We start from the raw sequence: 23,616 nt of genomic DNA on the forward strand, positions 1-23,616 counted from the left end.
AACTTCCTTTATGCGAGGCCAACTTCAACTAACATTCGTTCTGATATACGCTCTAACGGTAAATCTTCAGACGAGATCCCCGCTTTTGCGACAGCTTGCGGCATGCCATACACCACGCAACTTTCTTCATCCTGAGCCCAAATGGTTGCCCCTGCGGCTTGTAACATTCGAGCCCCTTCACGACCATCGGCTCCCATACCAGTCAATATCATTGATAGCACTTTATCTGCATAGATCTTCGCCGCAGAACCGAATGTTATATCAACACACGGCTTATAGTTCATACGTTCGCCACCATCGATAATGCGCAATTTAGCACTACCCGGACGGCCCTCAATCATCATCTGTTTACCACCCGGAGCCAAATAGGCAACACCTGGGCGCAATGCATCACCATCTTCTGCTTCTTTCACTTCAATTTTACACAGTGAGTTGAGCCGGTTTGCAAATGCAGCAGTGAAGGTGGCAGGCATGTGTTGAATGAGTATGATCGGATGCGGATAATTCGCAGGTAACTTCGTCAATATTTTTTGTAACGCAACCGGGCCCCCTGTAGAGGTACCGATAGCAGTCAACTGATATTTTTTACCTGTAGCTTTAAAGCGAGCCAATGTGCCCATTGATTTCGGCGCAGGGGAACTCGCCGTTGTAGCCGCTGTTCTATTGGCAAACGGCGATGATGTGCTCGGCACTGGGCGTGAAACCAAAGGTCTTCTCAGCATCCCTTTTTTGGACGCGATTTGAATAACCCGTTGTTGTAATAAAGCGACAGCCTCATCACGGTTACGGGCAATATCTTCAAATTTTTTCGGTAAGAAATCTAACGCTCCAGCATCTAAAGCATCTAGCGTTGCTTTGGCACCATCATGAGTCAGCGATGAGAACATCAAGATCGGGATCGGGTTCGCAGCCATAATTTCACGGACAGCAGTAATGCCATCCATAACTGGCATCTCAATATCCATTGTGATGACATCAGGCTTTAAGATTCTCGCTTTTTCTACGGCTTCTTTACCGTTAGTTGCAACATCAATCACTTCTAGACGGGTGTCAGAGTTAATAATTTCACTCACACGCCGTCTAAAAAAGCTCGAATCATCAACGACTAATACTCTAATCGCCATGGGTGTCCTTATATTGTGTGCTCATTTAAATGCGGGAAGCAGCAGCATACTGCTTAAGCAAATCTGGCACATCTAGTATTAGTGCAATATGTCCATCGCTGGTAATCGTTGCCCCAGCCATACCCGGTGTTTTTTGAAGAAGCTTATCTAGTGGTTTGATTACCACTTCTTCTTGGCCAATTAAGGTATCAACCACAAAACCAACTCGCTGGCTACCAATCTGAACAATAACAACATGTCCATGACCTTTACGCAGTTCTATTTTACCTGCTTTAGGTGCTAGCCAATTCTGTAAGTAGAAGAGTGGTATCGATTTTTTACGTACTATGATGGTCAGTTGTCCATCAACGACGTTCGTCCGGCTAAGATCAAGGTGGAAGATTTCATTCACGCTCGCAAGTGGTAGAGCAAATGGATGCCCTGCGACCCCAACCATCAATGTCGGTAAGATAGCGAGTGTTAGCGGCACTTTGATCGTAATCTTAGTCCCTTTGCCCATCTCAGAATCGATGTCAATTGAACCATTGAGTGTATTGATGGCTGTTTTTACAACATCCATCCCAACACCACGCCCAGAAATGTCTGAAATTTGCTCTTTACTGGAGAATCCCGCCATAAAGATTAAGTTGAAACACTCTTTATTGGAGAGACGCGACGCCGCATCTTCATCCATCATGCCTCGTTTAACCGCAATACTACGCAGCTTATCTGGGTCCATACCGCCGCCATCATCGACGATAGCTAGCTCAATATGATCACCTTCTTGCGAAGCTGAGAGTATGATTTTACCCGTGCTTGGCTTTCCAGATTTGCTACGCACATCAGGCATTTCAATGCCGTGGTCAACTGAGTTACGCACTAAGTGGATCAATGGGTCTGCAAGCGCTTCAACCAAGTTTTTATCAAGGTCTGTTTCTTCGCCCCGCATTTCAAGCACGATGTCTTTTTTCAGGGTACGTGCAAGGTCTCGAACCACGCGAGGGAAACGACCGAACACTTTCTTAATCGGTTGCATGCGCGTTTTCATAACAGCGCCTTGCAAATCCGCAGTAACTACATCAAGGTTAGCCACCGCTTTTGCCATCTCTTCGTCGTTGCTATTAAGCCCTAAACTCAGCAAGCGGTTACGCACTAGCACCAATTCACCAATCATGTTCATAATGATGTCGAGCGTTGATGTATCAACACGGACTGTTGTTTCCGGCTGAGTTTGCGCTTTTTTAGCCACAGCAGGTGCTGATACTTCTTTTTTCTCAGCCACTGCAACCGGAGCTTTCGCAGGGGAAGAGGTGGCTGGAGCCGTTACTTTAGGCTGAGGAGCAGGTGTAGGTTTCGCCGCTTCAGCTTTCGGTTTTGCGGTCTCTGTTGGTTTTACAGGCTCTGCTGGCTTCACATTTTCAGAAGCAGGTCTGGTTGCCATTTCCAACTCTTCTGGCAATGGCCCTTTTCCTGAGCCATGCAGTTCGTCAAGAAGCTTTTCAAACTCCTCGTCCGTCATCAAATCATCGCCACCACCAGCAGAAGCTTTAGGTGCCGCTGTTGATTTAGGCGGAGTAGTTGGTTTCGCTGTCACCTCAGGAGCGGGTTCAACGGTTGGAGCTTTGCCTACGCCGTGCAGTTCATCAAGCAGCTTTTCAAATTCGTCATCCGTAATGTCACCACTAGCAGCCACTGATGCACTTGGGGCTTTAGGCGCTGGGGTCGCTGGTGCGGCATTTTCAGAATGAGCATTAGGCGCGGTGCCCTTGCCATGTAATTCGTCTAACAGTTTTTCAAATTCATCTTGCGTGATTTCATCGATAGAATTTGACGCGACAGCCTTTGAGGCCACTGGTTGAATGACTTCCGGTTCAGGCGCTTCGATAGCGGCCTCTTCCTCGACTTCAACTTCAGCAATAACAGGCTCCACTTCGTCAATTTCATCTTCAGAAGCAGGACGACACAATTTATGAAGTTCATCGAGTAGAGCGGGATCTGCAGGCTCTAAGGGTTCTTGATCTTGAACAGCGCGAAACTGTGCGTTAACGGTGTCTAAAGCTCGTAACATCGTATCCATCAAGCTCGATGTTACACTTCTTTGGCCATTGCGTAAGATATCAAATACGTTCTCGGCACCGTGGCACGTCTCAACCAGCTCGGTGAGTGCAAGAAACCCGGCCCCACCTTTAACGGTATGGAAACCGCGGAAAATCGCATTTAATAACTCCCTGTCTTCGGGGTTGTTCTCAAGTTCAACCAATTGCTCTGAGAGCAATTCGAGAATTTCACCTGCTTCAACCAAAAAGTCCTGAAGAATGTCGTCGTCTAATTCGTAGCTCATACGTTACCCCTAAAAACCAAGACTCGATAACAAATCATCGACTTCGTCTTGAGATGAAACCGCATCGGCTCTTTCATGAGGGTTCAAAATAGGACCTTCAGGTTCGATAGATGGGTTCTTCTTGTCTGTTTTTTGTTCTATTTGGTTAGCCCCAAAGGCAGTGAGAATCTCAACTAGGCGTTTCTCAACTTCATTAACCAGCGTAATAACACGCCGAATTATTTGGCCAGTGAGATCTTGAAAGTCTTGAGCCATCAATATCTCAGTTAGCTGACCTCGCAATTCGCTGCTGTTGCCTTCAACTTGTGATAGTAGATCATCAATACGGTGACAAAGTGCTTTAAACTCAATGAGATCAATACGTCCATGCATCAACTCATTCCATTGTGGACGCACTTTTAACAGACCTTCGTGAAGGCTGTCAGCGATCGGCATACATCGATCCACTGCATCCATTGTTTTATTCGCAGCCACTTCCGTTTTATCAATTACGTATTGAAGACGATCCCTTGCATCTGGAATTTCGTCATTTGCAATCTCAGCCATCCGTTCATCAAGGTTGAACTGTTTGAGCGATTCATGCAGTTCCCTTGTCAAAGTGCCTATTTCTTGCAGCATTGGATTGCTTGCTTTGTCGTAGGTCTCTTTAAAGAGTTGATTCGCCTGATCTTGCTGTCCATTTTCCAGTAGCTGAACGAGTTCTTTTGCTTGTTCTAATGAAATCATCGATTAGCCTTTTCGCGCATAAATGAATAGAGCACCTTTTGTCTGTGACCACACGCTTTATAAACGCTCGAAAATTTTATCCAGTTTTTCTTTAAGCGTAGCAGCAGTAAAAGGTTTTACGATATAACCATTCACACCTGCTTGAGCAGCCTCGATGATTTGTTCGCGTTTTGCTTCTGCGGTGATCATCAGAACAGGCAGATGCTTAAGTTCTGCATCTGCTCGGATATTTTTCAACAAATCGATGCCTTGCATGCCCGGCATATTCCAGTCTGTAACCACAAACTCAAAATCACCTTTCTTTAGCATAGGCAACGCTGTCAGGCCATCATCTGCTTCTTGGGTATTATTGAAGCCCAAATCACGAAGTAGATTCTTAACAATACGGCGCATTGTTGAAAAGTCGTCAACAATAAGGATCTTCATGTTTTTATTCAAAATTGCCTCCACTGAGCTCGAAATCAGTGATATTAGTCATTTTGCGTCCAAGAACTTAACTTCGTTCTTAGTCGCTGCATAGATTGGCTTAGTATCTGGCTAACGCGGGATTCGCTAACACCTAGAACTTCACCAATTTCTTTTAAGTTTAGCTCTTCATCATAATAGAGCGAAAGTACCAAAGCTTCACGTTCTGGAAGTGATTTTATTGATTCAACCAATGCTTTACGAAACGATTCATCGGCGACTCCCTTAAATGGCGAGTTGTCTTCATCGTCATCCAGAGGAGAAATTGCATCATCAGAAATACCTAAATCTTCGATTCCGACAATCCGTGAGCAATTAATGTCAGTTAATACAGTATGGTACTGATCCAGCGACATGCCTAAATACTTCGCAACTTCTGTATCAGTTGGGTTTCGGTTTAGCTCACCTTCTAGAACTGAAATTGCATGGGTTATCTCTCGGTTGTGTTTATGAACCGAGCGTGGAACCCAATCACCACGCCGAATATCGTCAAGCATAGCTCCACGAATTCGAATTCCTGCGTAGGTTTCAAAGCTTGCACCTTTACTCCCATCATAATTTTTTTGTGCTTCAAGTAGGCCTATCATACCGGCTTGTATTAGATCTTCGACCAATACGTTTGGTGGCAGGCGACCTGCTAAATGGTGTGCAATACGCTTAACCAATACAGAGTATTTTTCTAAAAATGCTTGTTGGCTCTTTAGGTTTCCGTGTTGGTCATAAGTAAGCGCTTTATTCACCGAATGGTTCCCCTACACTTTCTGTTCTATTTAGCAAACGCTCGACAAAAAATTCCAGATGGCCTGTCGGCGTTCTTGGAATTGGCCACGTTAACGCTTTACTTGCCAACGAGCTGATTGCCAGTGCCGCAGGTGACCGTGGAAACGCATCGACCACTATTTTTTGTTTTTTTACTGCTTGTCGCACTTTATCATCCAAAGGTATGCAAGCAACAAGTTCAAGGCTCACATTTAGGAATCTTTCTGTCACTAAAGTTAATTTAGCAAATAATTCCCGTCCTTCACGATAACTTCTCACCATATTGGCCACAATTTTAAAACGTTGCACTTGGTGTTCACGACTTAAGAGCTTGATCAGCGCGTAGGCGTCGGTGATGGATGTCGGTTCGTCACATACCACGATCACTACATCTTGTGCGGCGCGACAGAAGCTCACGACCATATCAGAAATACCTGCGGCTGTATCGATGAGCAGAATATCCATCTCATCTTCTAAACTGCCAAAGGCGCGTATTAAACCAACATGTTGGGCGTGTGACAACTCTGTCATCGACTGTGTGCCCGAGGTCGCTGGAATTATTCGTATCCCAAAAGGCCCCTCGACGATGGCATCTTTGAGTTCACACTCGCCAGCCAGTACATGCCCTAAGTTTCGCTTCGGGCGTATGCCAAGCATAACATCCACGTTAGCTAAACCTAAGTCTGCATCCAACACCATGACTTTTTTGCCTTGACGAGCCATGCAGATCGCCATGCCGAGTGTCACGTGAGATTTACCCACACCACCTTTACCACCAGTCACAGATATGACTTTGGTCAGTGACGGTTGAGTTAAGCGGCGTAAACCGCTCGCTTGGTCATATATCATATTATTCGCCATATTTGTCCGCCGCCTAGAATCTCTCGGAGTCGCTGCTCCAATAGTGAGGTTCATTCTCTGTCGACTTCTCTAGCAATTCGTTTGCCTTTGCAACCATGTACTTCGGCTGGGCAATCACAATATCTTCTGGTACACGCTGGCCATTCGCGATGTAAGCAACGGGCAGTGCGTTTTGAACCACGACACTCACAAATTCCCCTAAGCTCAATGACTCATCAAGCTTAGTCATAATGCACCCTGAAAGAGGGATCCTTCTAAAGTGCTCGATTGTTTCTTGTAATACTTTTCTTTGTGCCGTTGCAGGCAGAACAAGGTAACTGTGGATGATTTCGCCACTCTCTTGCATCAGGGTATCGAGCTGCTCTGATAACCGAACATCACGCTGCCCCATCCCCGCGGTATCAACTAAAATTAAACGCCGATTTCTTAGCTGATATATTACATCGGCTAACTCACTGGAATCTTTAGCAACTCTTACTGGACAACCCATGATTCGGCCATAAATAGAGAGCTGTTCATGAGCACCGATACGGTAGGTATCTGTGGTGACTAGAGCGACGTTATCAGCGCCATACTCCATAGCGGCGCGAGCGGCTAGTTTAGCAATGGTGGTGGTTTTACCAACCCCTGTTGGGCCTAATAGCGCAACCACACCACCACGTTTCAGAATATCTTGTTTGGAAACAGGGACTTGATCAGCCACTAAGCCAAGCAGTGCCTTCCAAGCTTTAGTTGGAGCAGTATCTTCTGGGATATAGCACGCAAGCTGGTCAGCCAGTTCTTGTGAAACCCCCATGCGCTCAAGTCTTTTAATGAGCATGGCACGCAAAGGCTCTCGACGCTCAACTTCTTGCCACATTAATCCTGACACTTGATGTTCTAACAGGCGGCGTATTGAGGTCATCTCTTCACGCATGTTTTCCAGCTCTGGGTTCGAAACACTCGCCTCTTGCGTTGGGTAACGATCATAACGCGACGGATCTAGCTTCGGCGTTTGACGGGTGGACGCTCTTCTATCCTCTGCAATTAACTTCGCTAATGGCGAATCGGCTCGTAACTCTGCATTACCGTGTCCTGAGTTGGTGTTAGATGAACCTGATTGACGTTGCAATAATGCAGAGAGCGAATCTTCATTTTCGGCGTGATAGTCCGAATCTGAGCCACTTGGTGCGCTGTACTGCTTTAACATATTTGCAAAACGTTTGGTCATTGAACGCCCAGTGTCTGCACTGTTTTGCAGGCTGACTCGATCATCATCCAACTCACGAGAGGATTTGTTCAAAGACGGGGTGACTTGGGTGTAACCTTGTTGTCTAGGCTGCGAATTATAGCGCTTGGCACTGTTTTGCTGGGTGGGCTGTTCACCATCCACAGCGGCAACGATTTCCACACCACCCGCGACTTTTTTATTCGACATGATCACCGCTTCCGCACCAAGCTCTTCTTTCACTTGCAGCAGCGCTGTTCGCATATCTTTGGCAAAAAATCGTTTTATTTTCAAAGCAGATATCCGTGTTAAATGGCTAAAGCCCGATTAGGTAACAGCAGTTTCGTTAGTTACCAACGGCTTGAACAATCCGAATTTGTTTCTCGTCAGGTATTTCTTGATAAGAGAGCACACGCAAATTAGGTATCGTGTTTTTCACAAACTTCGCCAAAGTTGAACGAAGCACACCAGACGTGAGTAACACGGCGGGCTCACCTTTCAATTCTTGTTCTTGCGTTGCATGGCTCAGTGCAGCTTGTAGACGCTCTGCTAAGCCTGGCTCAATACCTGCCGATTCTCCTCCTGACGCCTGCATGGTTTGATGCAATATTTGTTCCAGCTCAGGAATCAGTGTTATCACTGGTAGTTCAGGTTCTATCCCATTGATTTCTTGGACGATTAAACGCTTCAATGAGATTCGAACGGCCGCCGTTAGGATGTCAGGTTCTTGACTCCGCCCAGAATACTCCGCCAAGGTTTGTATTATGGTTCGAATATCTCGGATTGGAATCGCTTCATTGAGTAGGTTTTGCAGTACCTTGACGACTGTACCCAACGGCAGTTGATCTGGAACGAAGTTTTCAACTAGCCTTGGCGCTGAGCGACCCAGCATTTCAATTAAGTTTTGAACCTCTTCATGACCAATCAGTTGCGAGGCGTTATTAGTGAGAAGCTGACTCAAATGAGTGGCGAGTACGGTCGATGAGTCCACAACTGTGTAACCGAGAGCTTGTGCGTGTTCACGTTGTTCTTCACGGATCCAAACCGCTTCAAGGCCGAATGCAGGGTCGAGTGTGCGTTCACCGTCAATAACACCATAGACTTGACCAGGGTTAATCGCCAGTTCTTGATCTGGGCGGATCTCCGCTTCACCAACAGCAACCCCCATTAAGGTAATGCGATAACTATTGGGTGTTAATTCTAAATTGTCGCGAATATGCACTGCGGGGATGAGAAAGCCAAAGTCTTGCGACAGTTTTTTCCGAACACCTTTTACGCGTTCGAGCAGCTCTCCACCTTGATCTCGGTCCACCAGCGGTATCAATCGATAGCCCACTTCTAAGCCAATCACATCAACGGGTTGAACATCATCCCAAGAGAGCTCTTTTTGAGTGGGTGCTTCTTTGTCCACTTTTGCAGGCAGTTTCTTTTCATCGGCGGTTTTTTTCTGTTTGCGTATCATCCAATACGCGCAACCACCCGCTAATGCGGCTAGCAATAAGAAAGCAAAGTGAGGCATACCCGGTACAATGCCCATGATGCCGAGAATACAAGCGGTAATCATCAATGCTTTAGGGTTGTCAAACAGTTGGAAGACGACTTGCTCTCCCATATCTTCATCGGTATTTTGACGGGTAACCATCATGGCAGCACCAATCGAAAGCAGCAATGAGGGGATCTGAGCCACTAAGCCGTCACCAATGGTCAGCAGTGTGTAGATTTGGATCGCTTCTTTAAAACCCAACCCATATTGCGCCATACCAATCGATAAGCCACCAATGATGTTGATGAACAAAATTAAGATCCCAGCAATCGCATCCCCTTTAACAAATTTTGACGCACCGTCCATTGAACCGTAGAAATCCGCTTCTTTGGTTACTTCGAAGCGTCTCAGCCGCGCTTGGTCTTGATCGATTAAACCCGCATTTAAGTCCGCATCTATGGCCATTTGCTTACCCGGCAAGGCATCTAGGGTAAAGCGAGCACTCACCTCAGAAATACGTCCCGCACCTTTGGTTACTACCATGAAGTTAATGATCATCAAGATCAAAAACACCACTAAACCAACGGCGTAGTTACCACCGATCACCACACTACCAAACGCTTCAATGACGTTACCAGCCGCCCCAGGGCCTTCATGACCATACAATAAAACCACACGGGTTGAAGCGACGTTCAAGGCTAGTCGAAGTAAGGTTGCAATAAGCAAAACCGTAGGAAAAGCAGCAAAATCAAGCGGTCTACGGGTATAGACAGTGACGAGTAACACCACCATCGATAAGGCAATGTTAAAAGTGAAAAACAGATCCAATAGGAAGGCTGGGATCGGTAAAACGACCATAGCCAACGTGGCCAATACCATAACCGGCGCACCGATTGCTGGCATACTTCGCTGCGGTATTGATGGCAATTTATCTGCAAATGGGAGAGTAAATTTCATAGGTTAGCAAGCAATCTGTTGATAAATATCTATAAATGCGACAATGCGTTAACTCGGCAATGCAATTTTTAGTCCAGTAAAACAGTCAAAATAATGGCTACATTGGTAAAGGCAATAACCCTTCACTTAACGTAGCCTAGTTATTCAAATTACGTGAACTTCTTTTACTTTGAATGGTGGTTTAAGGATTAATACTCCAGATCTGCTGTCCTTTACGCAACTCTCTATCATATTCGATACCAATCAGACCGGATGTGGGGAACATTGGAGGGACTAAATCGGTAACGAATTCAGCCGCGAGATAGCCAACTAACGGTAAATGAGACACCAGCAGCACTGATTCGATTTGTTCTACATCGGCCAAGGCAGAGACATACTCAAATACCACTTCCGCTTTCCCATAAGGTGTGATGTCATCACAGGTCACAACATCATCGGCATTAAAATAAGAGGCTATCGCAGCCCAAGTTTGCTGCGCCCGTAAGTAAGGGCTTACCAATACTTTATCTACATGGCGAAGATCTTGCTTTTCACAAGCACGAGCCACAGCAACAGACTCACGAAGACCTCTTTCGGTTAAGGCCCTTTGTGCATCACTCGCTGCATAATGTTCAGCTTCTCCGTGACGCATAATAAAAATCTTCATTACTCATTCCTAGTGGTTATTATCTATGCCGTCTAGGCGGCTTTATTCTCGATTATATCAGGCAACCAAGCAAAGACTTCGACACTGTTAACAGTCTATTAAAAAGTCTCCTGAAGGACTAAAATGGCACTTCGCTCATAAAATCATTGCTTGAAATTTGCACCTAACCGTTTCAACGCCATAATTAAAAAAGCCTTTTCTGTGGAGAGTCACTGTGCATTTAAGCCCTAACGACACCAACCAATACCGCTACATTACGTTAACTAATGGTCTGAGAACATTACTTATTCAAGCGGATGATGCACAAAAGTCAGCCGCTGCTTTAGCGATTAATGTGGGGCATTTTGATGACCCTGAAGACAGAGAAGGTCTTGCCCACTATCTGGAACACATGCTGTTTTTAGGCACAGAAAAGTACCCGAAAATTGGTGAGTTTCAAAGTTTTATTAATCAACATGGTGGCAGCAATAACGCATGGACTGGTACAGAGCACACCTGTTTTTTCTTTGATGTAAGCCCAAATCATTTTGAAAAAGCCTTGGACCGATTCAGCCAATTCTTTTGTGCCCCCTTGTTTAATGAAGAAGCCCTAGATAAAGAACGCCAAGCGGTGGATTCTGAATTTAAACTCAAACAGAATGATGATTCGAGAAGGCTCTATCAGGTTCAAAAAGAAACCATCAATCCGCAACACCCGTTTGCTAAATTTTCAGTGGGTAATTTAGAAACGCTGTGTGATAGAAATGGTGTCTCTATCCGTGAAGAAATTGTCCGTTTTCACCATGAAAATTACTCGGCTGATTTGATGACGCTCTCGCTAGCAGGCCCACAGACACTTGATGAGTTAGAGCAGTGGGCAAGAGATGAATTTTCCTCCATCCCAAATAAACAGCTCGGCCCGAAAAAAATAGAGGTGCCTTTTGTTTTAGACGCGCACCGAGGCGTCTTGATTCAAATCGAGCCACGAAAAGAGATCCGCAAACTGATTTTAAGCTTCCCTGCCCCAAGCACGGATGACTTTTATCATGTCAAACCTCTCTCTTATTTCGCCCATCTCATCGGTTACGAAGGTGAAGGCAGTTTAATGCTGGCATTAAAAGAGAAAGGTTGGATCACGTCCTTATCGGCTGGAGGCGGCGCGAGTGGCAGCAATTATCGTGAGTTTTCGATAAGTTTTAGCCTGACACATGAAGGCGTAAAACAGGTCGATAACATCATCCAGTCACTCTTTACTCAGATTAAATTAATCGCAGATCAGGGGCTAAACGAATGGCGTTACCTTGAGAAAAGAGCGGTGCTTGAATCGGCTTTTCGCTTTCAAGAAACGACAAGGCCATTAGACATGGTCAGCCATTTAGTGGTTAATATGCAGCACTATCAGCCGCAAGACACCATCTATGGCGATTACATGATGGCGGGCTACAACGAATCACTACTTAAGCAAGCACTTCATTATTTGACTCCTGAAAATCTACGCGCCACGTTAATTGCTAAAGATGGGTATTACGATAAGAAAGCGAAATGGTATTTTACACCTTATTCAATTACTCCATTATCGGCGTCACAACTTGCAGCATTCGCAACCCCTTGCGACATTGAAACAAACTTACCGCCACTCAATCCTTTTATCTGTTACGACTTAGACCCAAAACCGTTAGAGCCTTCAACGTCTTTACACCCGGAAATCATTGAAGAGTTACCAGGCTTTCGTTTATGGCATCTACAAGACCATGAATTTAGAGTGCCTAAAGGGGTAATTTACATCGCGATTGATAGCCCCATCTCGGTAGCCACTGCTCGAAATATTGTTAAAACACGTCTCTGTGTGGAAATGTTTTTAGACTCGCTGGCCACGGAAACTTATCAAGCAGAAATTGCTGGGATGAGTTACAACATGTACGCTCATCAAGGCGGCGTCACCCTGATGCTTTCTGGTTTTAGCGAAAAACAACCACAGTTAATGGAGATGATTCTCGCACGCTTTGCTAAACGTGATTTTAGCCTAAAACGCTTTAACACCATCAAGCAACAACTGCTTCGTAACTGGCAAAATACCACTAAAGATCGTCCAATTTCGCAGCTTTTCAATGCAATGACGGGTATTTTACAACCCAACAACCCTCCTTATGAAACGCTACTTGGTGCCTTAAAACAGATAGAAGTCGATGAGCTCAGTGATTTCGTTGAACAAATATTAGCGCAACTTCATGTTGAGATGTTTGTCTATGGCGACTGGTTAAGAAGTGATGCACAAGCGATGGCAGATACGCTTAAAAATGCATTACGAGTCAAAGATCAAGAGTACGAGGAATCATTAAGACCACTCGTCATGCTCGGAGAGAGTGGGACTTTTCAAAAAGAGGTTCACTGCGATCAAGAAGATTCTGCTGTGGTGGTCTATTATCAGTGCAATGATGCCGCACCGCGCAGCATCGCCTTATATTCATTAGCTAATCACTTGATGTCCGCTACATTTTTTCATGAAATTCGCACTAAGCAACAACTTGGTTATATGGTCGGAACGGGCAACATGCCATTAAACCGTCACCCAGGCATCGTACTCTATGTCCAGTCACCGAATGCTGCTCCTTATGAGCTGATTAGCGCTGTAGATGAATTTTTAAATGCTTTTTACATGGTGCTGCTGGAGCTAAACGAATACCAGTGGCACAGCAGTAAACGCGGTTTGTGGAATCAAATTTCAACCCCCGACCCCACCCTTCGCAGCCGTGCGCAAAGACTTTGGGTTGCTATCGGCAATAAAGATGCCGGCTTTGATCAAAGAGAGCAGGTTTTGAGTGAACTGAAATCACTCAGTCGCAGTGATATGATCCGCTTTGTGGTCAATGAGCTAAAACCAAGGACCGCCAATCGACTGATCATGCACAGCCAAGGAAATGCACATCAAACGGTTCAGAAACTCAGTTTAGGGCAAGAAATCGGCTCAATTGAAGCGTTCCAGCTTCGGCCTAAAAGCTATAACTTAGGATAACAGTACTTCATCACCATCAGAGCAATTTATCTTTGCTCTGATTTTACGATCTCTTTTAAAGAGTGGGGATGCAGTTTAATGCACACGCCTTGCCACTTAAATGCAACCGTCGGGTTATGTAATCGCTCTCCTTCCCCTTTTGGACTGGACAATTTAACTTGAACACCTTGAGTGTCTAATGTTGTCCAGCATTCTTTTAATTGTGGGTAAACCGACAGTATATCCTGCAAATAGGCTTGCGCGGTTTGTGCCTCAGATGGCACCACAAATTCCACATGCTCCCAGCTCTGCTCTGGATAAATTTTTCCCTCGGCAGGGTAAGGCAATTCCAAACATTCTATTGACCAACTATTAGCCGATAGCGGCACCGTAAATTCAATCACAATGATAGGACGGCCATTTATCTGAGCACTCGATATTTCTCGCCCTTCCTCCAGCCATGCCGCATGTGCTAATGACGCTAATTTACGATCATTAATGCGCAGTGCAATGTGGTCAGCTTGATTTGTGGATAAATCAATATGCAAAATTTTGGTTAATTCTTGAATTTTATGCATAAATTTATCTAAATTCTGCTTAAGCTGTTCAGGATGAAGCGCTGCATTCTTTAATGGTTCAAGCATTTAAATGGTCCAAAATGATGATTATCGTCTAATAGTACCAACAACTCTTCGAAAAGTAGAAAATTTCCTAATTTAGTCCCTATAAGCGCCTCAATAAAATTGGTATTATGTGCGCCAAATGATGAACAAAATTAAGATATGTATTGGCACTAAATGGTGAATAAAATGCATACCTTTGCAATTCCAAGAATTAAAGGAAACGCGTGTGAATATCCAAGCACTGATTAATGACAAAGTATCTCAGGCTCTTGAAGCCGCAGGCGCACCAGCTGGCAGTCCTGCTGCTGTTCGCCAATCGGCCAAAGCGCAATTTGGTGACTATCAAGCCAATGGCATTATGGGCGTAGCTAAGCAACTGGGTACCAACCCGCGAGAATTTGCTCAAAAAGTATTGGATGTTCTGGACCTCGATGGCATTGCGAGCAAAACGGAAATTGCAGGCCCAGGTTTTATCAACATTTTCCTCAGTGAAGCGTTTCTTGCTAAACAAGCGGATATCGCCCTAGCAGATGAGCACCTTGGTGTAACCAAAGAAGCGCAGAAGACGATCGTCGCAGACTACTCAGCGCCTAACGTTGCCAAAGAGATGCATGTAGGCCACTTACGCTCAACCATCATTGGTGACGCCGTTGTACGTACCTTGGAATTTTTAGGCCATAAAGTGATCCGCGCCAACCACATCGGTGACTGGGGCACACAATTTGGTATGTTGATAGCCAACCTTGAACGTGTGCAACAAGAATCTGGTAACGAAGTTTCAATGGAACTTTCCGATCTTGAAGCTTTCTATCGTGAGTCAAAAAAACTCTACGACGAAGATGAAGTGTTTGCTGCTAAAGCACGAAATTATGTGGTCAAACTACAAAGCGGTGACGAATTCTGCGCTCAAATGTGGAAAAAATTGGTGGACATCACCATGATCCAAAACCAGCGTAACTATGATCGTTTGAATGTTTCGTTGACGCGCGATGATGTGATGGGCGAAAGCATGTACAACGACATGTTGCCCGGCATCGTAGCCGATTTAAAAGAAAAAGGTTTGGCGCAAGAAGATGATGGCGCACAAGTCGTTTTTCTTGAAGAATACAAAAATAAAGATGGCGAGCCGATGGGCGTTATCATCCAAAAACGTGATGGCGGCTTCTTATACACCACAACCGATATCGCGTGTGCAAAATACCGTTATGAAACCTTAGGTGCGGACCGTGTGTTGTACTTTATCGACTCGCGTCAACATCAGCACCTAATGCAAGCATGGACGATTGTCCGCAAAGCGGGCTATGTACCTGAAGAAGTGACTCTTGAACACCACGCCTTTGGTATGATGCTAGGCAAAGATGGCCGCCCGTTCAAAACTCGTGCTGGCGGTACTGTTCGTCTGGCCGATCTTCTCGATGAAGCGCAAGAGCGTGCCGCTAAATTAATTGAATCCAAAAACCCTGATTTAGACGCCGCAGAAAAAGCGAACATTGCCAATACTGTCGCGATGGCCGCAGTGAAATATGCTGATCTTTCTAAGCACCGTACTACCGATTACGTGTTTGACTGGGACAACATGTTGGCATTTGAAGGTAACACTGCACCTTACATGCAGTATGCCTACACACGTGTCGCGTCAATTTTTGCTAAAGCAGGCGTATCGATGGATAACCTGACGGGTGAAATTAAAGTCACACAAGAGAAAGAAAAAGCTTTGATTGCGAAACTTCTGCAGTTTGAAGAAGCGGTACAAGCTGTTGCCCGCGAAGGCCAACCTCACATTATGTGTAGCTACCTATTTGAATTAGCTGGCCAATTCTCTAGCTTCTATGAAGCATGCCCAATCTTAGTCGCTGAAGATGAAAGTGTGAAACAAAGCCGCCTAAAACTGGCTGCGTTGACAGCAAAAACCATCAAGCAAGGTCTGTCGCTACTCGGTATTGATACATTAGAACGTATGTAACGACAGCTATGAGTGAATGAAAGGGTTGACCATGGTCAGCCTTTTCTTTTATCGGTGATAACATCCGTGCAAGTGAGATTGACATGAATTTTGAACTCCACCCACAACTGGCCAAAGACACTTCCGTCATTGGTGAATTTCCTCTTTGCTTAGCCTTACTCCATAAAGATAATGCCGTGCCTTGGATTATTCTGGTGCCTAAACGTGCCAATTTGAAAGAGTTGCATCATCTACCAATGCAGGAACAGCAACAATTTTTATGCGAATCTCAAGCCGTTAGCCAAGCTCTTGAAGCCACGTTTTGTCCAGATAAACTCAATTTAGGTGCGCTGGGTAACATGGTGCCTCAGCTCCATATTCACCATGTTGCTCGATTTAAAAATGACGTAGCATGGCCTGGGCCTATCTGGGGCAATACTCAAGGGATAGTGAGAGCCGAACAAGAACAGCAAGCGATCTTAACCAAAATCCAAAATGTTCTATCACTGAGTTCTATTTTTAGAAAAGGATAAACGTCGTCTCTCACACCATATACTAGGTAAAAGATAGATTGGGTAAAAGTTTGAAAGCCGCTGACATCAGCGGCTTTCGTTTATCAGACAGAATGCCTAGCATCAATTATGACTAAAGTACGACAGTCAAAGACAGCCCGTTATTTCGGTTAAGCCCATAACGCACTCTTGTTACGCGGTTAGCCTTGTTGGTATCGATAGTGCGCGACAACACACCTTTTCGTATCCACACGGCTAACATAGCGTCAACGCCATCCTCACTGAGCGAAAATTTTTTCGCAATAGCCGAGCGGCTAACGATCCCATTCTCTTCAATGTAGCGCTTTAGCTCATTTAATATCATGCCACTTGTACCTCAAGCACCGTTTTCTGCTGGAGTCCTTTTCGCTTAAGCATTTTAAAGGTCAACAAACTCGCCATAACAATGGCAATAATCCACGTTAAACTTTCGACAGGGGTTTCAGTGATCCTTGTCGCTTGGTAATAAAGCGCGGCGCCACCATACGCAAGCCCCATCGTCCATACTGCGATAAAACGAGCGTAATTCGCACCAAACTCACGAACATAAGCCCCCATGGCTGCAACACAAGGCGTGTAAAGCAAAATGAAGATAAGGTAGGCAAATGCGGCATGACCAGTGACAAAGTGCTGTTTCAAATTACCAAAGATTGAGGCATCTACGGCTTGCTCTTCAGCCACTGCGCTACTGTCTGTCAAGTCTCCGACTTCGATACCGAGCGGATCAGAGAAGCTTAATCCCGTTAGGTTTTCTGGAATAGACATAACCGCTTCTTGTAGGCTCGCCATTAGGTCATATTCACTTTCATCACCTTCAGCAGAGGTATATAAATTGTTTAATGTTCCGACTACCGCTTCTTTTGCAAAAATACCCGTGATGATACCCACTGTCGCTGGCCAGTTATCTTGATTGATACCAATAGGAGCAAATACCGGAGTAACCACTTGAGCCACTTTTGATAACACGGAGTTGTCACTATCTTCATTACCAAAGCTGCCATCAGTACCAACTGAATTGAGGAAGCTTAAGATCATAACAACGATGACAATCGTTTTCCCTGCACCGAGAACAAAACGTTTTAATTTCTGCCATGTTTTGATCATGACGTTTTGCAGCGTTGGGATCTCGTAATCTGGCATCTCCATCACTAGGCTGTCGCTTGAACCCGGATAGAGCGTATGCTTCAAAACCAAACCAGTGAACACTGCGGCTAAAATGCCCAACAAATAAAGAGCAAAAACTACATTTTGACCGCTTTCAGGGAAAAACGCCGCAGCAAATAGCGCATACACGGGCAAACGTGCACCACATGACATAAAGGGTGCCATCGATGCCGCTAATTTACGTTCACGTTCTTGATCTAGAGTTCGGGTCGCCATAATCGCGGGAACGTTACAACCAAATCCTAAAACAAGCGGAACAAACGCTTTACCCGGTAGGCCTATCTTCTGCATCACTTTATCTAAAACAAAAGCCGCGCGAGACATATAGCCAGAACTTTCGAGTACAGCTAAAAATAAGTACAAACAAGCGATAACTGGGATAAATGTGGCGACGGTTTGAATACCTCCGCCAAGGCCATCTGCTAATAATGTCACTAGCCAAATAGGCAAATGATCATCCAGTAAGTAGTGCCCGCCATCAACCAATAACGCCCCGACGCCAATGTCGAAGAAATCAATGAAAGCGCTCCCAATATTGATCGAGAACATAAACATTAAGTACATAACCACAAAGAAAAACGGTACACCCACCCATTTATTTAAAATCAGCTTATCTGCTTTTTGTGTAAAACTGTGGCTTAGTTTCCCTTCGGTTTTGCGGATCTGCTGGCACTGTTCATGCAAAAATGTGTATTTGGTATCAGCGACATGCAGATCAATATCCAAACCACTTTGCAATTGCTCTTTCTGGATAAGCTCACGCTGCACTTCTGGTAATCCATTAATCACCAAAAGATCATTTTCTAAAGCACGAATAGCCAATGCGCGAGGTGCCACTTGCTTATGTTGAAAAATAGTGGCTAATTTTCCGATCGATTGTTCAAATGCACTGCCGTAATCCAATAGCAGTTCTTTAAGAGCTACGCCTTGCAGCAGTACTTTATGCAGCTTTTCTTTGAATCGACTCACCTGCTCTTTACTGGTAGCAGAAAGCATAAAAACGGGGCAACCTAGAACTTTCTCAAGTTGTTGAATGTCTAGGCTTTGACGCTCTCTTTTTAAAGCGTCCATTTTATTCAAAACCACAATCATTGGACGCCCGAGCTCTCTCAATTGAAGCGTCATATAGAGACTGCGCTCCAAACACGTCACGTCCACAACGTTAATGATTAAATCAGCAGGATGTGTAAGAACCGCTCTAGAGGCAATGGATTCGTCAATGCTGTTACTGTCATTCCCACTGTCAAGTGCGTAGATGCCCGGCAAATCCGTTAGTATGAATTCATCTCCAGAATGAGTGTAGCGACCCGTTTTTTTCTCAACTGTAACACCAGCCCAGTTACCGACTTGTTGCTTAGAACCAGTCAGCCCATTAAATAACGTTGTTTTGCCACTATTAGGGTTACCAACGGTTAGAATTTGATATCGCACTACGCTCTCTCCACTTCAATACAAGCGGCTATATTTTCACGTACCGCTAAAGAGACGCCTCTCACTTCAAGTTGAAGTGGATCTCCCATAGGAGCTCTTCTGATTAACGTAACAGTAGTTAGAGGCAGCAAGCCCATCACCATCAATTTTTTACGAATGTCATTTGGAAGTTGATTGAACGCGACAATACTCGCGCTATCCCCTTCATTTAATTGAGATAATTTCATCTATCTTACTCTCAATGGTAGTGGTAATGAGAAATATTTTTATTAACAGGCGAATAATACACGCGCTAACCCTCTATTTTATTGCGTGAAATCAAAGATTGCATAAATCCATCACGTTGTTTTCGGTAAATAAACTGACGTTAAAAACGTTAAAAAATTATCAGGTACAAATGAGCTCAACATAAAAAAAATAAACAAAAACAGAAAAAATCAAAATAAACCATTAAAATCAATCAGTTAATGTTAATTATATATTTTGTCGTTTTTCTTATACTAGGTTGTCGTTAATTTTATAAATGAAATAAGTCCTTTGCCATATAGTAAATCCATCGAAAGGAATTACTCCTTAGATACAAATTCCAGAGGTGGTACGGGTGTTACTCGTATCACTCCGGCAGCAAGCGAAGGTGTCATTGACACCCGTGGTATAGTCCCCCCGGCTATACCACGATCTTTTTTTTCTACTCATCTCATCTTTACCGCAACACAATCACCGACCCAGCCTGTTTATTGAGTAAGTGTTATTCCCAAAATAAATTGATATTACGACTTTGAGTATTAATGAGTGTATCTACGCAAGCATAGACAAATATGCGTAGCTAACACAGCAGCCAATCTAATCAAGAAGGGAGATACAGCTTGATTGCAGGTCGGCGGAAAGTGAGTTCATCTCCACACACCTGAATAAGCTTTGTGATTAGGGTGACTGAATGTCGCGAACATCGCTGCAACTTCAAGTCTTCAAGTCTTCAAGTCTTCAAGTAGGAAAGTTATCACTATTATCAGGGGCGGTATTACTCGTTATCATCAACAAATTGGGTTGGCGATAAACCGAAGTGATGTTTAAATCTTTGGCTGAAATAAGACGGATCATTAAACCCACAATCAAAAGCGACTTGGGCGACTTTTCCTCCTGCGAGCAAATATTGGCACGCTTTCTCTAAGCGGATCTCATTTAGATACTCTTTGAATGTTTTATTGGTGATCGCTTTAAAACGACGCTGCAAACTACGCTCCGATACGAAGAGTGATTTGGCCGCACTAGAGGTACTAAATTCAGGATCTGAATAGTGATTGTGTACCAATTTTTCGACTTTTTTAAGCCACTCTTTTTCCGTTACATCAATAAACTTGTCCTCTGAATGCTCCTCTACGACGATCATTTCAGGTGCATCACTCACAAGCTCAACTGATGGCCAAGAAAGCTCAACTAAATTTCGTTCTGGCGATGAAAAAATATGTATTTCCCCACCACTGCGCTGTACTAACAGTTGCATTTCCTCTAGTTCAAAACCAGAGATACGCTTATCACTATTGATAGACTGCACCTGATCGCCACAGTCAATCATCACAATAAACAGTCTTTTCTCCCTTTCATAACAATGAATTTGTAGCTCTTGATTTCTGTAAAGACGTTTTACCGCATCAGACAGTAGCGTATTGAAAATGATGTCTAGGTTAAAATGGGCAGATTCAATATAAGCTTGTTTAAGCTCATTGTTCACCGCCAACGAAATATTCGCTTTCGCGAACTCTTCACGCCATCCGTCCACACAAGAGTTCAAGATTATCGATAGGTCGTAGAGCAACTGAGTCGCTGTTTTATCATTTCTTACGTTACGAAGTAACGCCAGTTCACGTTTTACTTTTAAAGCTAAAGACTCAAGTCGCGCGAGTTGATGGAGTTGGGAGCGATAAATCAGCTGATTTAATGTAGGAGTAATAGAATCTAACATCTGTTCAACAACGATATGGCGAATTTGTAATTGCTTGCGCAACTGCTGGTTATTAGTCAAAACAATTTTGCTTTGATGCCGTAGTTGATCCGTTTTCAAGGCCACCTGAGCTTTTAACTTTCGGTTTACTTTGGTAACCCAACGAGAACGCCACCATGAAGCAAAAGCAATAAGGCCTATAGAAAGGCAAAGGTAAAGAACAATAGCCCATGAAGACCAATACCACGGGTTATCCACAATAAATGATAGACTGTTTATCATACTGTTTTGCGGATTTGGACTGTAATTTCTCACCAGCAAACGATAGTGTCCAGGTAACAGGTGATCAAGTGTCAACTGAGCGCTTTCTAATCTCTGCCACTCCTTATCCCCTGCAATACGATACTCCAATGATAAGGCTCTCGATTCTGGCAATGCTCCAAATAAAAAGCTTATCGAACTTCCATATTCCAATTCTAGTGTCTGAAAACGACCACGACCGAACATGACAGGAATGTGATCGACATTCACTTGGCTAAAGATAATATTGGTATTAGGAGGGGTAGCAACCGTGAGTTCAGAGGACCATGCTGTCACTAAGCCAAAACGGGAACCTAGCAGCAACTGCTGTTGGTTATTGATAATACTTGATTCGCAAACTCCACTTTTAAATTCATTATTCATCAATCCGTGTGGATCACCAAAATGCTTTACCATCTCACCCATAGGATTATAGAGCGAGATTCCTTGTGAGGAAGTCAGCCAAATACCGTTGCCCGTTTCAGTTAAACATTTGGGGCTAATATTCTCTTCAACCATATCAATAGATCGAATATCACTACGATCATGTGCCAAAACAAAGACGCCATAAGCACTAGCAAACCAAACATCACCCTTGCTACTCTCAAATATATCAATGCTTTGTCCATAATGACTAGTCGCTCGGAGAAAAACAATTTTGCCTTTGTCAAAAAGATAAACACCATGGTCAGTGCCGATAAATACCCCTCGCCGAGTTGACTTAAGTTTTATTATTTTTGCAGGCAAAAATGCATCAACAAACCATTCAGAACCGAAATCGGTTAGCGAGTTATCGGCCAACTGATATGACCACAAATGGTTACCTGTTGCTCCCCACAACAGTCCTTCATGATCAAATTCAAGGTGTTTAGTATCATTCGAACGCAGCTTCAGAGGTAAAACGCTCGTTTCTATCATCTTTTTTGTCTGCAAGTGATAAATAACGATGCCTGTATGTGTAGCTATCCATAGAGAATGATCATCTATTTGAGCAACATCATGCACTTCTCCAGGGAAAATAAGTTTAGGCTCTTGCCAATCTTCAGCATCGACTTGGTACAACCCTTGTCGAGTTAAAAACAAATAGCCTTTATTATCTGACCTTGTCACAATTTTTGTTATGGGATTATTGTTGAGCTGTGCAATGGAATGGCGCTTAAATTTTTGTCCAAACAGAGAAAAGTAACGAATACCTTTATCCGTTGCGATCCAAATCCCACCTTGTAAGTCATTGACCAATGAATAAATTTTATTGCCTGGTAACCCATTGTTGTCTTGGTCATTACTTTCTAACTTGACGGTTTTACCTGTCAAAAACGAATGAACAAATAATCCATCTTCAGTACCAATCCAATACTCTTGATCTGTCTCAGCAACAGATAATACATGGGAATCTCCAACCAACTTTTGTTGGCGCTTTGGGTCCTCGACATCAATAATCAGCCCACCATTGAGCGTTCCAATCACAAGTTCTCTACGTTTCTCGGAAAAATAGAGTTTCTCAATGAAGTTTTTACCAGAGCTGAGCACGTGAGAAAAACTCTCTCCATCTGACAGATAGACTCCAGCATTAGTGGCTAATACCCATTTAGAAAGCACAAACTTCGCATCATTAACGATCAATCGACTAGCTTGATTTAATTGATACATTTCTTTAAAAGAATAAGTAACTAACTTGTGGGTTTGCGCATGGTATGTATAAAAGTGCGTCTCATCGGCTAACCAGATGAAATTACCTGACGAACCTATTTTTTTTATGATGATTCCAGGCGTTAAGCTAAATACTAATTCGCGATCTTGTGCGGGATAAGTTCGATAAAGTTCATTATCAATGAACGTCCAAAAAGCGTTATTAAGATAGGTAATATTTTCGCTCTCTTGTGAAAGCACTGAGCCACGCCGGGGAAGGATGTTTTGCCCATCAAAGAAAACCACTTTGCCATGCACATCGTGTATCCAAATTCCCCCTTCTTCACCTAGAAACAAATTTTGTGCGGCAAAAATTTTCCCTTGAGCCTGAGCTGGCAATGGATAGAAGATGGAAGGTGCTTTGTCTAGAGCTTGTGTCCCCTGCGCTAATAAAAGCGTCAGAAAACCCAAGATCCAGAGCAAAGGTTTAAAATAGTCGTTCTTTCCTTTCAACA

17 protein-coding genes are annotated in these 23,616 nt (G+C 44.0%); 3 read left to right on the forward strand and 14 right to left on the reverse strand.

The window, feature by feature from the left end; all coding sequences use genetic code 11:
• Positions 1-8: 8 nt before the first annotated feature.
• From AACV12_RS03915 to sixA, 9 genes are all read right to left on the reverse strand, one after another.
• Positions 9-1,124: a protein-glutamate methylesterase/protein-glutamine glutaminase gene (locus AACV12_RS03915; RefSeq protein WP_170899960.1), complete on the reverse strand. Its 1,116-nt coding sequence runs from the start codon at positions 1,122-1,124 to the stop codon at positions 9-11.
• A gap of 25 nt (positions 1,125-1,149) precedes the next feature.
• Complete coding sequence (locus AACV12_RS03920; protein ID WP_170899961.1) at positions 1,150-3,444, reverse strand: chemotaxis protein CheA; 2,295 nt, start codon at positions 3,442-3,444, stop codon at positions 1,150-1,152.
• Between the two features lie 9 nt (positions 3,445-3,453).
• The gene (locus tag AACV12_RS03925) at positions 3,454-4,170 is read right to left on the reverse strand and encodes a protein phosphatase CheZ (RefSeq protein WP_017045236.1); all 717 of its coding nucleotides are present in this window, start codon (positions 4,168-4,170) and stop codon (positions 3,454-3,456) included.
• Between the two features lie 57 nt (positions 4,171-4,227).
• A complete protein-coding gene (gene cheY, locus AACV12_RS03930; RefSeq protein ID WP_033197405.1) occupies positions 4,228-4,596 on the reverse strand; it encodes a chemotaxis response regulator CheY in 369 nt (122 codons plus the stop codon).
• Positions 4,597-4,640: 44 nt separating this feature from the next.
• On the reverse strand, positions 4,641-5,375 hold the full coding sequence (locus AACV12_RS03935; RefSeq protein ID WP_010318887.1) for an RNA polymerase sigma factor FliA: 735 nt from the start codon (positions 5,373-5,375) through the stop codon (positions 4,641-4,643).
• Positions 5,368-6,255, reverse strand: coding sequence for a MinD/ParA family protein (locus AACV12_RS03940; protein WP_010318888.1), 888 nt, complete (start codon positions 6,253-6,255; stop codon positions 5,368-5,370). Before AACV12_RS03940 ends, AACV12_RS03935 begins: the two co-directional genes overlap by 8 nt.
• Positions 6,256-6,268: 13 nt before the next feature.
• Complete coding sequence (flhF, locus tag AACV12_RS03945) at positions 6,269-7,756, reverse strand: flagellar biosynthesis protein FlhF (RefSeq protein WP_017045235.1); 1,488 nt, start codon at positions 7,754-7,756, stop codon at positions 6,269-6,271.
• Positions 7,757-7,808: 52 nt separating this feature from the next.
• On the reverse strand, positions 7,809-9,902 hold the full coding sequence (gene flhA, locus AACV12_RS03950; protein ID WP_170899962.1) for a flagellar biosynthesis protein FlhA: 2,094 nt from the start codon (positions 9,900-9,902) through the stop codon (positions 7,809-7,811).
• 181 nt (positions 9,903-10,083) lie between these two features.
• Complete coding sequence (gene sixA, locus AACV12_RS03955) at positions 10,084-10,548, reverse strand: phosphohistidine phosphatase SixA (RefSeq protein ID WP_017042529.1); 465 nt, start codon at positions 10,546-10,548, stop codon at positions 10,084-10,086.
• Positions 10,549-10,762: 214 nt separating this feature from the next.
• Here sixA and AACV12_RS03960 point away from each other — a divergent pair, with 214 nt between their 5' ends.
• On the forward strand, positions 10,763-13,540 hold the full coding sequence (locus AACV12_RS03960; RefSeq protein ID WP_170899963.1) for an insulinase family protein: 2,778 nt from the start codon (positions 10,763-10,765) through the stop codon (positions 13,538-13,540).
• Between the two features lie 26 nt (positions 13,541-13,566).
• On the opposite strand, the gene AACV12_RS03965 is transcribed toward AACV12_RS03960, so the two are convergent.
• Entirely contained in the window at positions 13,567-14,163 is a 597-nt protein-coding gene (locus AACV12_RS03965) for a VOC family protein (RefSeq protein ID WP_094167585.1), read from the reverse strand.
• 205 nt (positions 14,164-14,368) lie between these two features.
• Between AACV12_RS03965 and argS the strand changes: the two genes are divergently transcribed.
• On the forward strand, positions 14,369-16,105 hold the full coding sequence (gene argS / locus AACV12_RS03970; protein WP_094123958.1) for an arginine--tRNA ligase: 1,737 nt from the start codon (positions 14,369-14,371) through the stop codon (positions 16,103-16,105).
• An 83-nt stretch (positions 16,106-16,188) separates the two neighbouring features.
• Positions 16,189-16,617 carry an HIT family protein gene (locus AACV12_RS03975; RefSeq protein ID WP_170899964.1) on the forward strand — a complete coding sequence of 143 codons (429 nt, stop codon included), beginning with the start codon at positions 16,189-16,191 and terminating at the stop codon, positions 16,615-16,617.
• A gap of 112 nt (positions 16,618-16,729) precedes the next feature.
• Here the strand turns inward: AACV12_RS03975 and AACV12_RS03980 are convergent, their stop codons facing one another.
• The 4 genes from AACV12_RS03980 to AACV12_RS03995 form a co-directional block, all read right to left on the reverse strand.
• A complete protein-coding gene (locus AACV12_RS03980; protein WP_017045231.1) occupies positions 16,730-16,960 on the reverse strand; it encodes a FeoC-like transcriptional regulator in 231 nt (76 codons plus the stop codon).
• Positions 16,957-19,230: a Fe(2+) transporter permease subunit FeoB gene (gene feoB, locus AACV12_RS03985; protein ID WP_170899965.1), complete on the reverse strand. Its 2,274-nt coding sequence runs from the start codon at positions 19,228-19,230 to the stop codon at positions 16,957-16,959. Before feoB ends, AACV12_RS03980 begins: the two co-directional genes overlap by 4 nt.
• Positions 19,230-19,457, reverse strand: coding sequence for a FeoA family protein (locus AACV12_RS03990; protein ID WP_013856356.1), 228 nt, complete (start codon positions 19,455-19,457; stop codon positions 19,230-19,232). Before AACV12_RS03990 ends, feoB begins: the two co-directional genes overlap by 1 nt.
• Positions 19,458-20,251: 794 nt before the next feature.
• Complete coding sequence (locus AACV12_RS03995) at positions 20,252-23,614, reverse strand: AraC family transcriptional regulator (protein WP_019280900.1); 3,363 nt, start codon at positions 23,612-23,614, stop codon at positions 20,252-20,254.
• Between the last annotated feature and the right edge of the window lie 2 nt (positions 23,615-23,616).

Origin of the sequence: Vibrio sp. 2-2(8), assembly GCF_963888495.1 — a bacterium.
GTDB lineage: Bacteria > Pseudomonadota > Gammaproteobacteria > Enterobacterales > Vibrionaceae > Vibrio > Vibrio anguillarum.

Coding starts and splice junctions, on each gene's coding strand:
- AACV12_RS03920 (WP_170899961.1), bottom strand. CDS start 3,444: ATGAGCTACGAATTAGACGACGACATTCTTCAGGACTTTTTGGTTGAA.
- AACV12_RS03990 (WP_013856356.1), bottom strand. CDS start 19,457: ATGAAATTATCTCAATTAAATGAAGGGGATAGCGCGAGTATTGTCGCG.
- AACV12_RS03980 (WP_017045231.1), bottom strand. CDS start 16,960: ATGATATTAAATGAGCTAAAGCGCTACATTGAAGAGAATGGGATCGTT.
- AACV12_RS03965 (WP_094167585.1), bottom strand. CDS start 14,163: ATGCTTGAACCATTAAAGAATGCAGCGCTTCATCCTGAACAGCTTAAG.
- AACV12_RS03925 (WP_017045236.1), bottom strand. CDS start 4,170: ATGATTTCATTAGAACAAGCAAAAGAACTCGTTCAGCTACTGGAAAAT.
- sixA (WP_017042529.1), bottom strand. CDS start 10,548: ATGAAGATTTTTATTATGCGTCACGGAGAAGCTGAACATTATGCAGCG.
- AACV12_RS03940 (WP_010318888.1), bottom strand. CDS start 6,255: ATGGCGAATAATATGATATATGACCAAGCGAGCGGTTTACGCCGCTTA.
- cheY (WP_033197405.1), bottom strand. CDS start 4,596: ATGAAGATCCTTATTGTTGACGACTTTTCAACAATGCGCCGTATTGTT.
- AACV12_RS03975 (WP_170899964.1), top strand. CDS start 16,189: ATGAATTTTGAACTCCACCCACAACTGGCCAAAGACACTTCCGTCATT.
- flhA (WP_170899962.1), bottom strand. CDS start 9,902: ATGAAATTTACTCTCCCATTTGCAGATAAATTGCCATCAATACCGCAG.
- AACV12_RS03915 (WP_170899960.1), bottom strand. CDS start 1,124: ATGGCGATTAGAGTATTAGTCGTTGATGATTCGAGCTTTTTTAGACGG.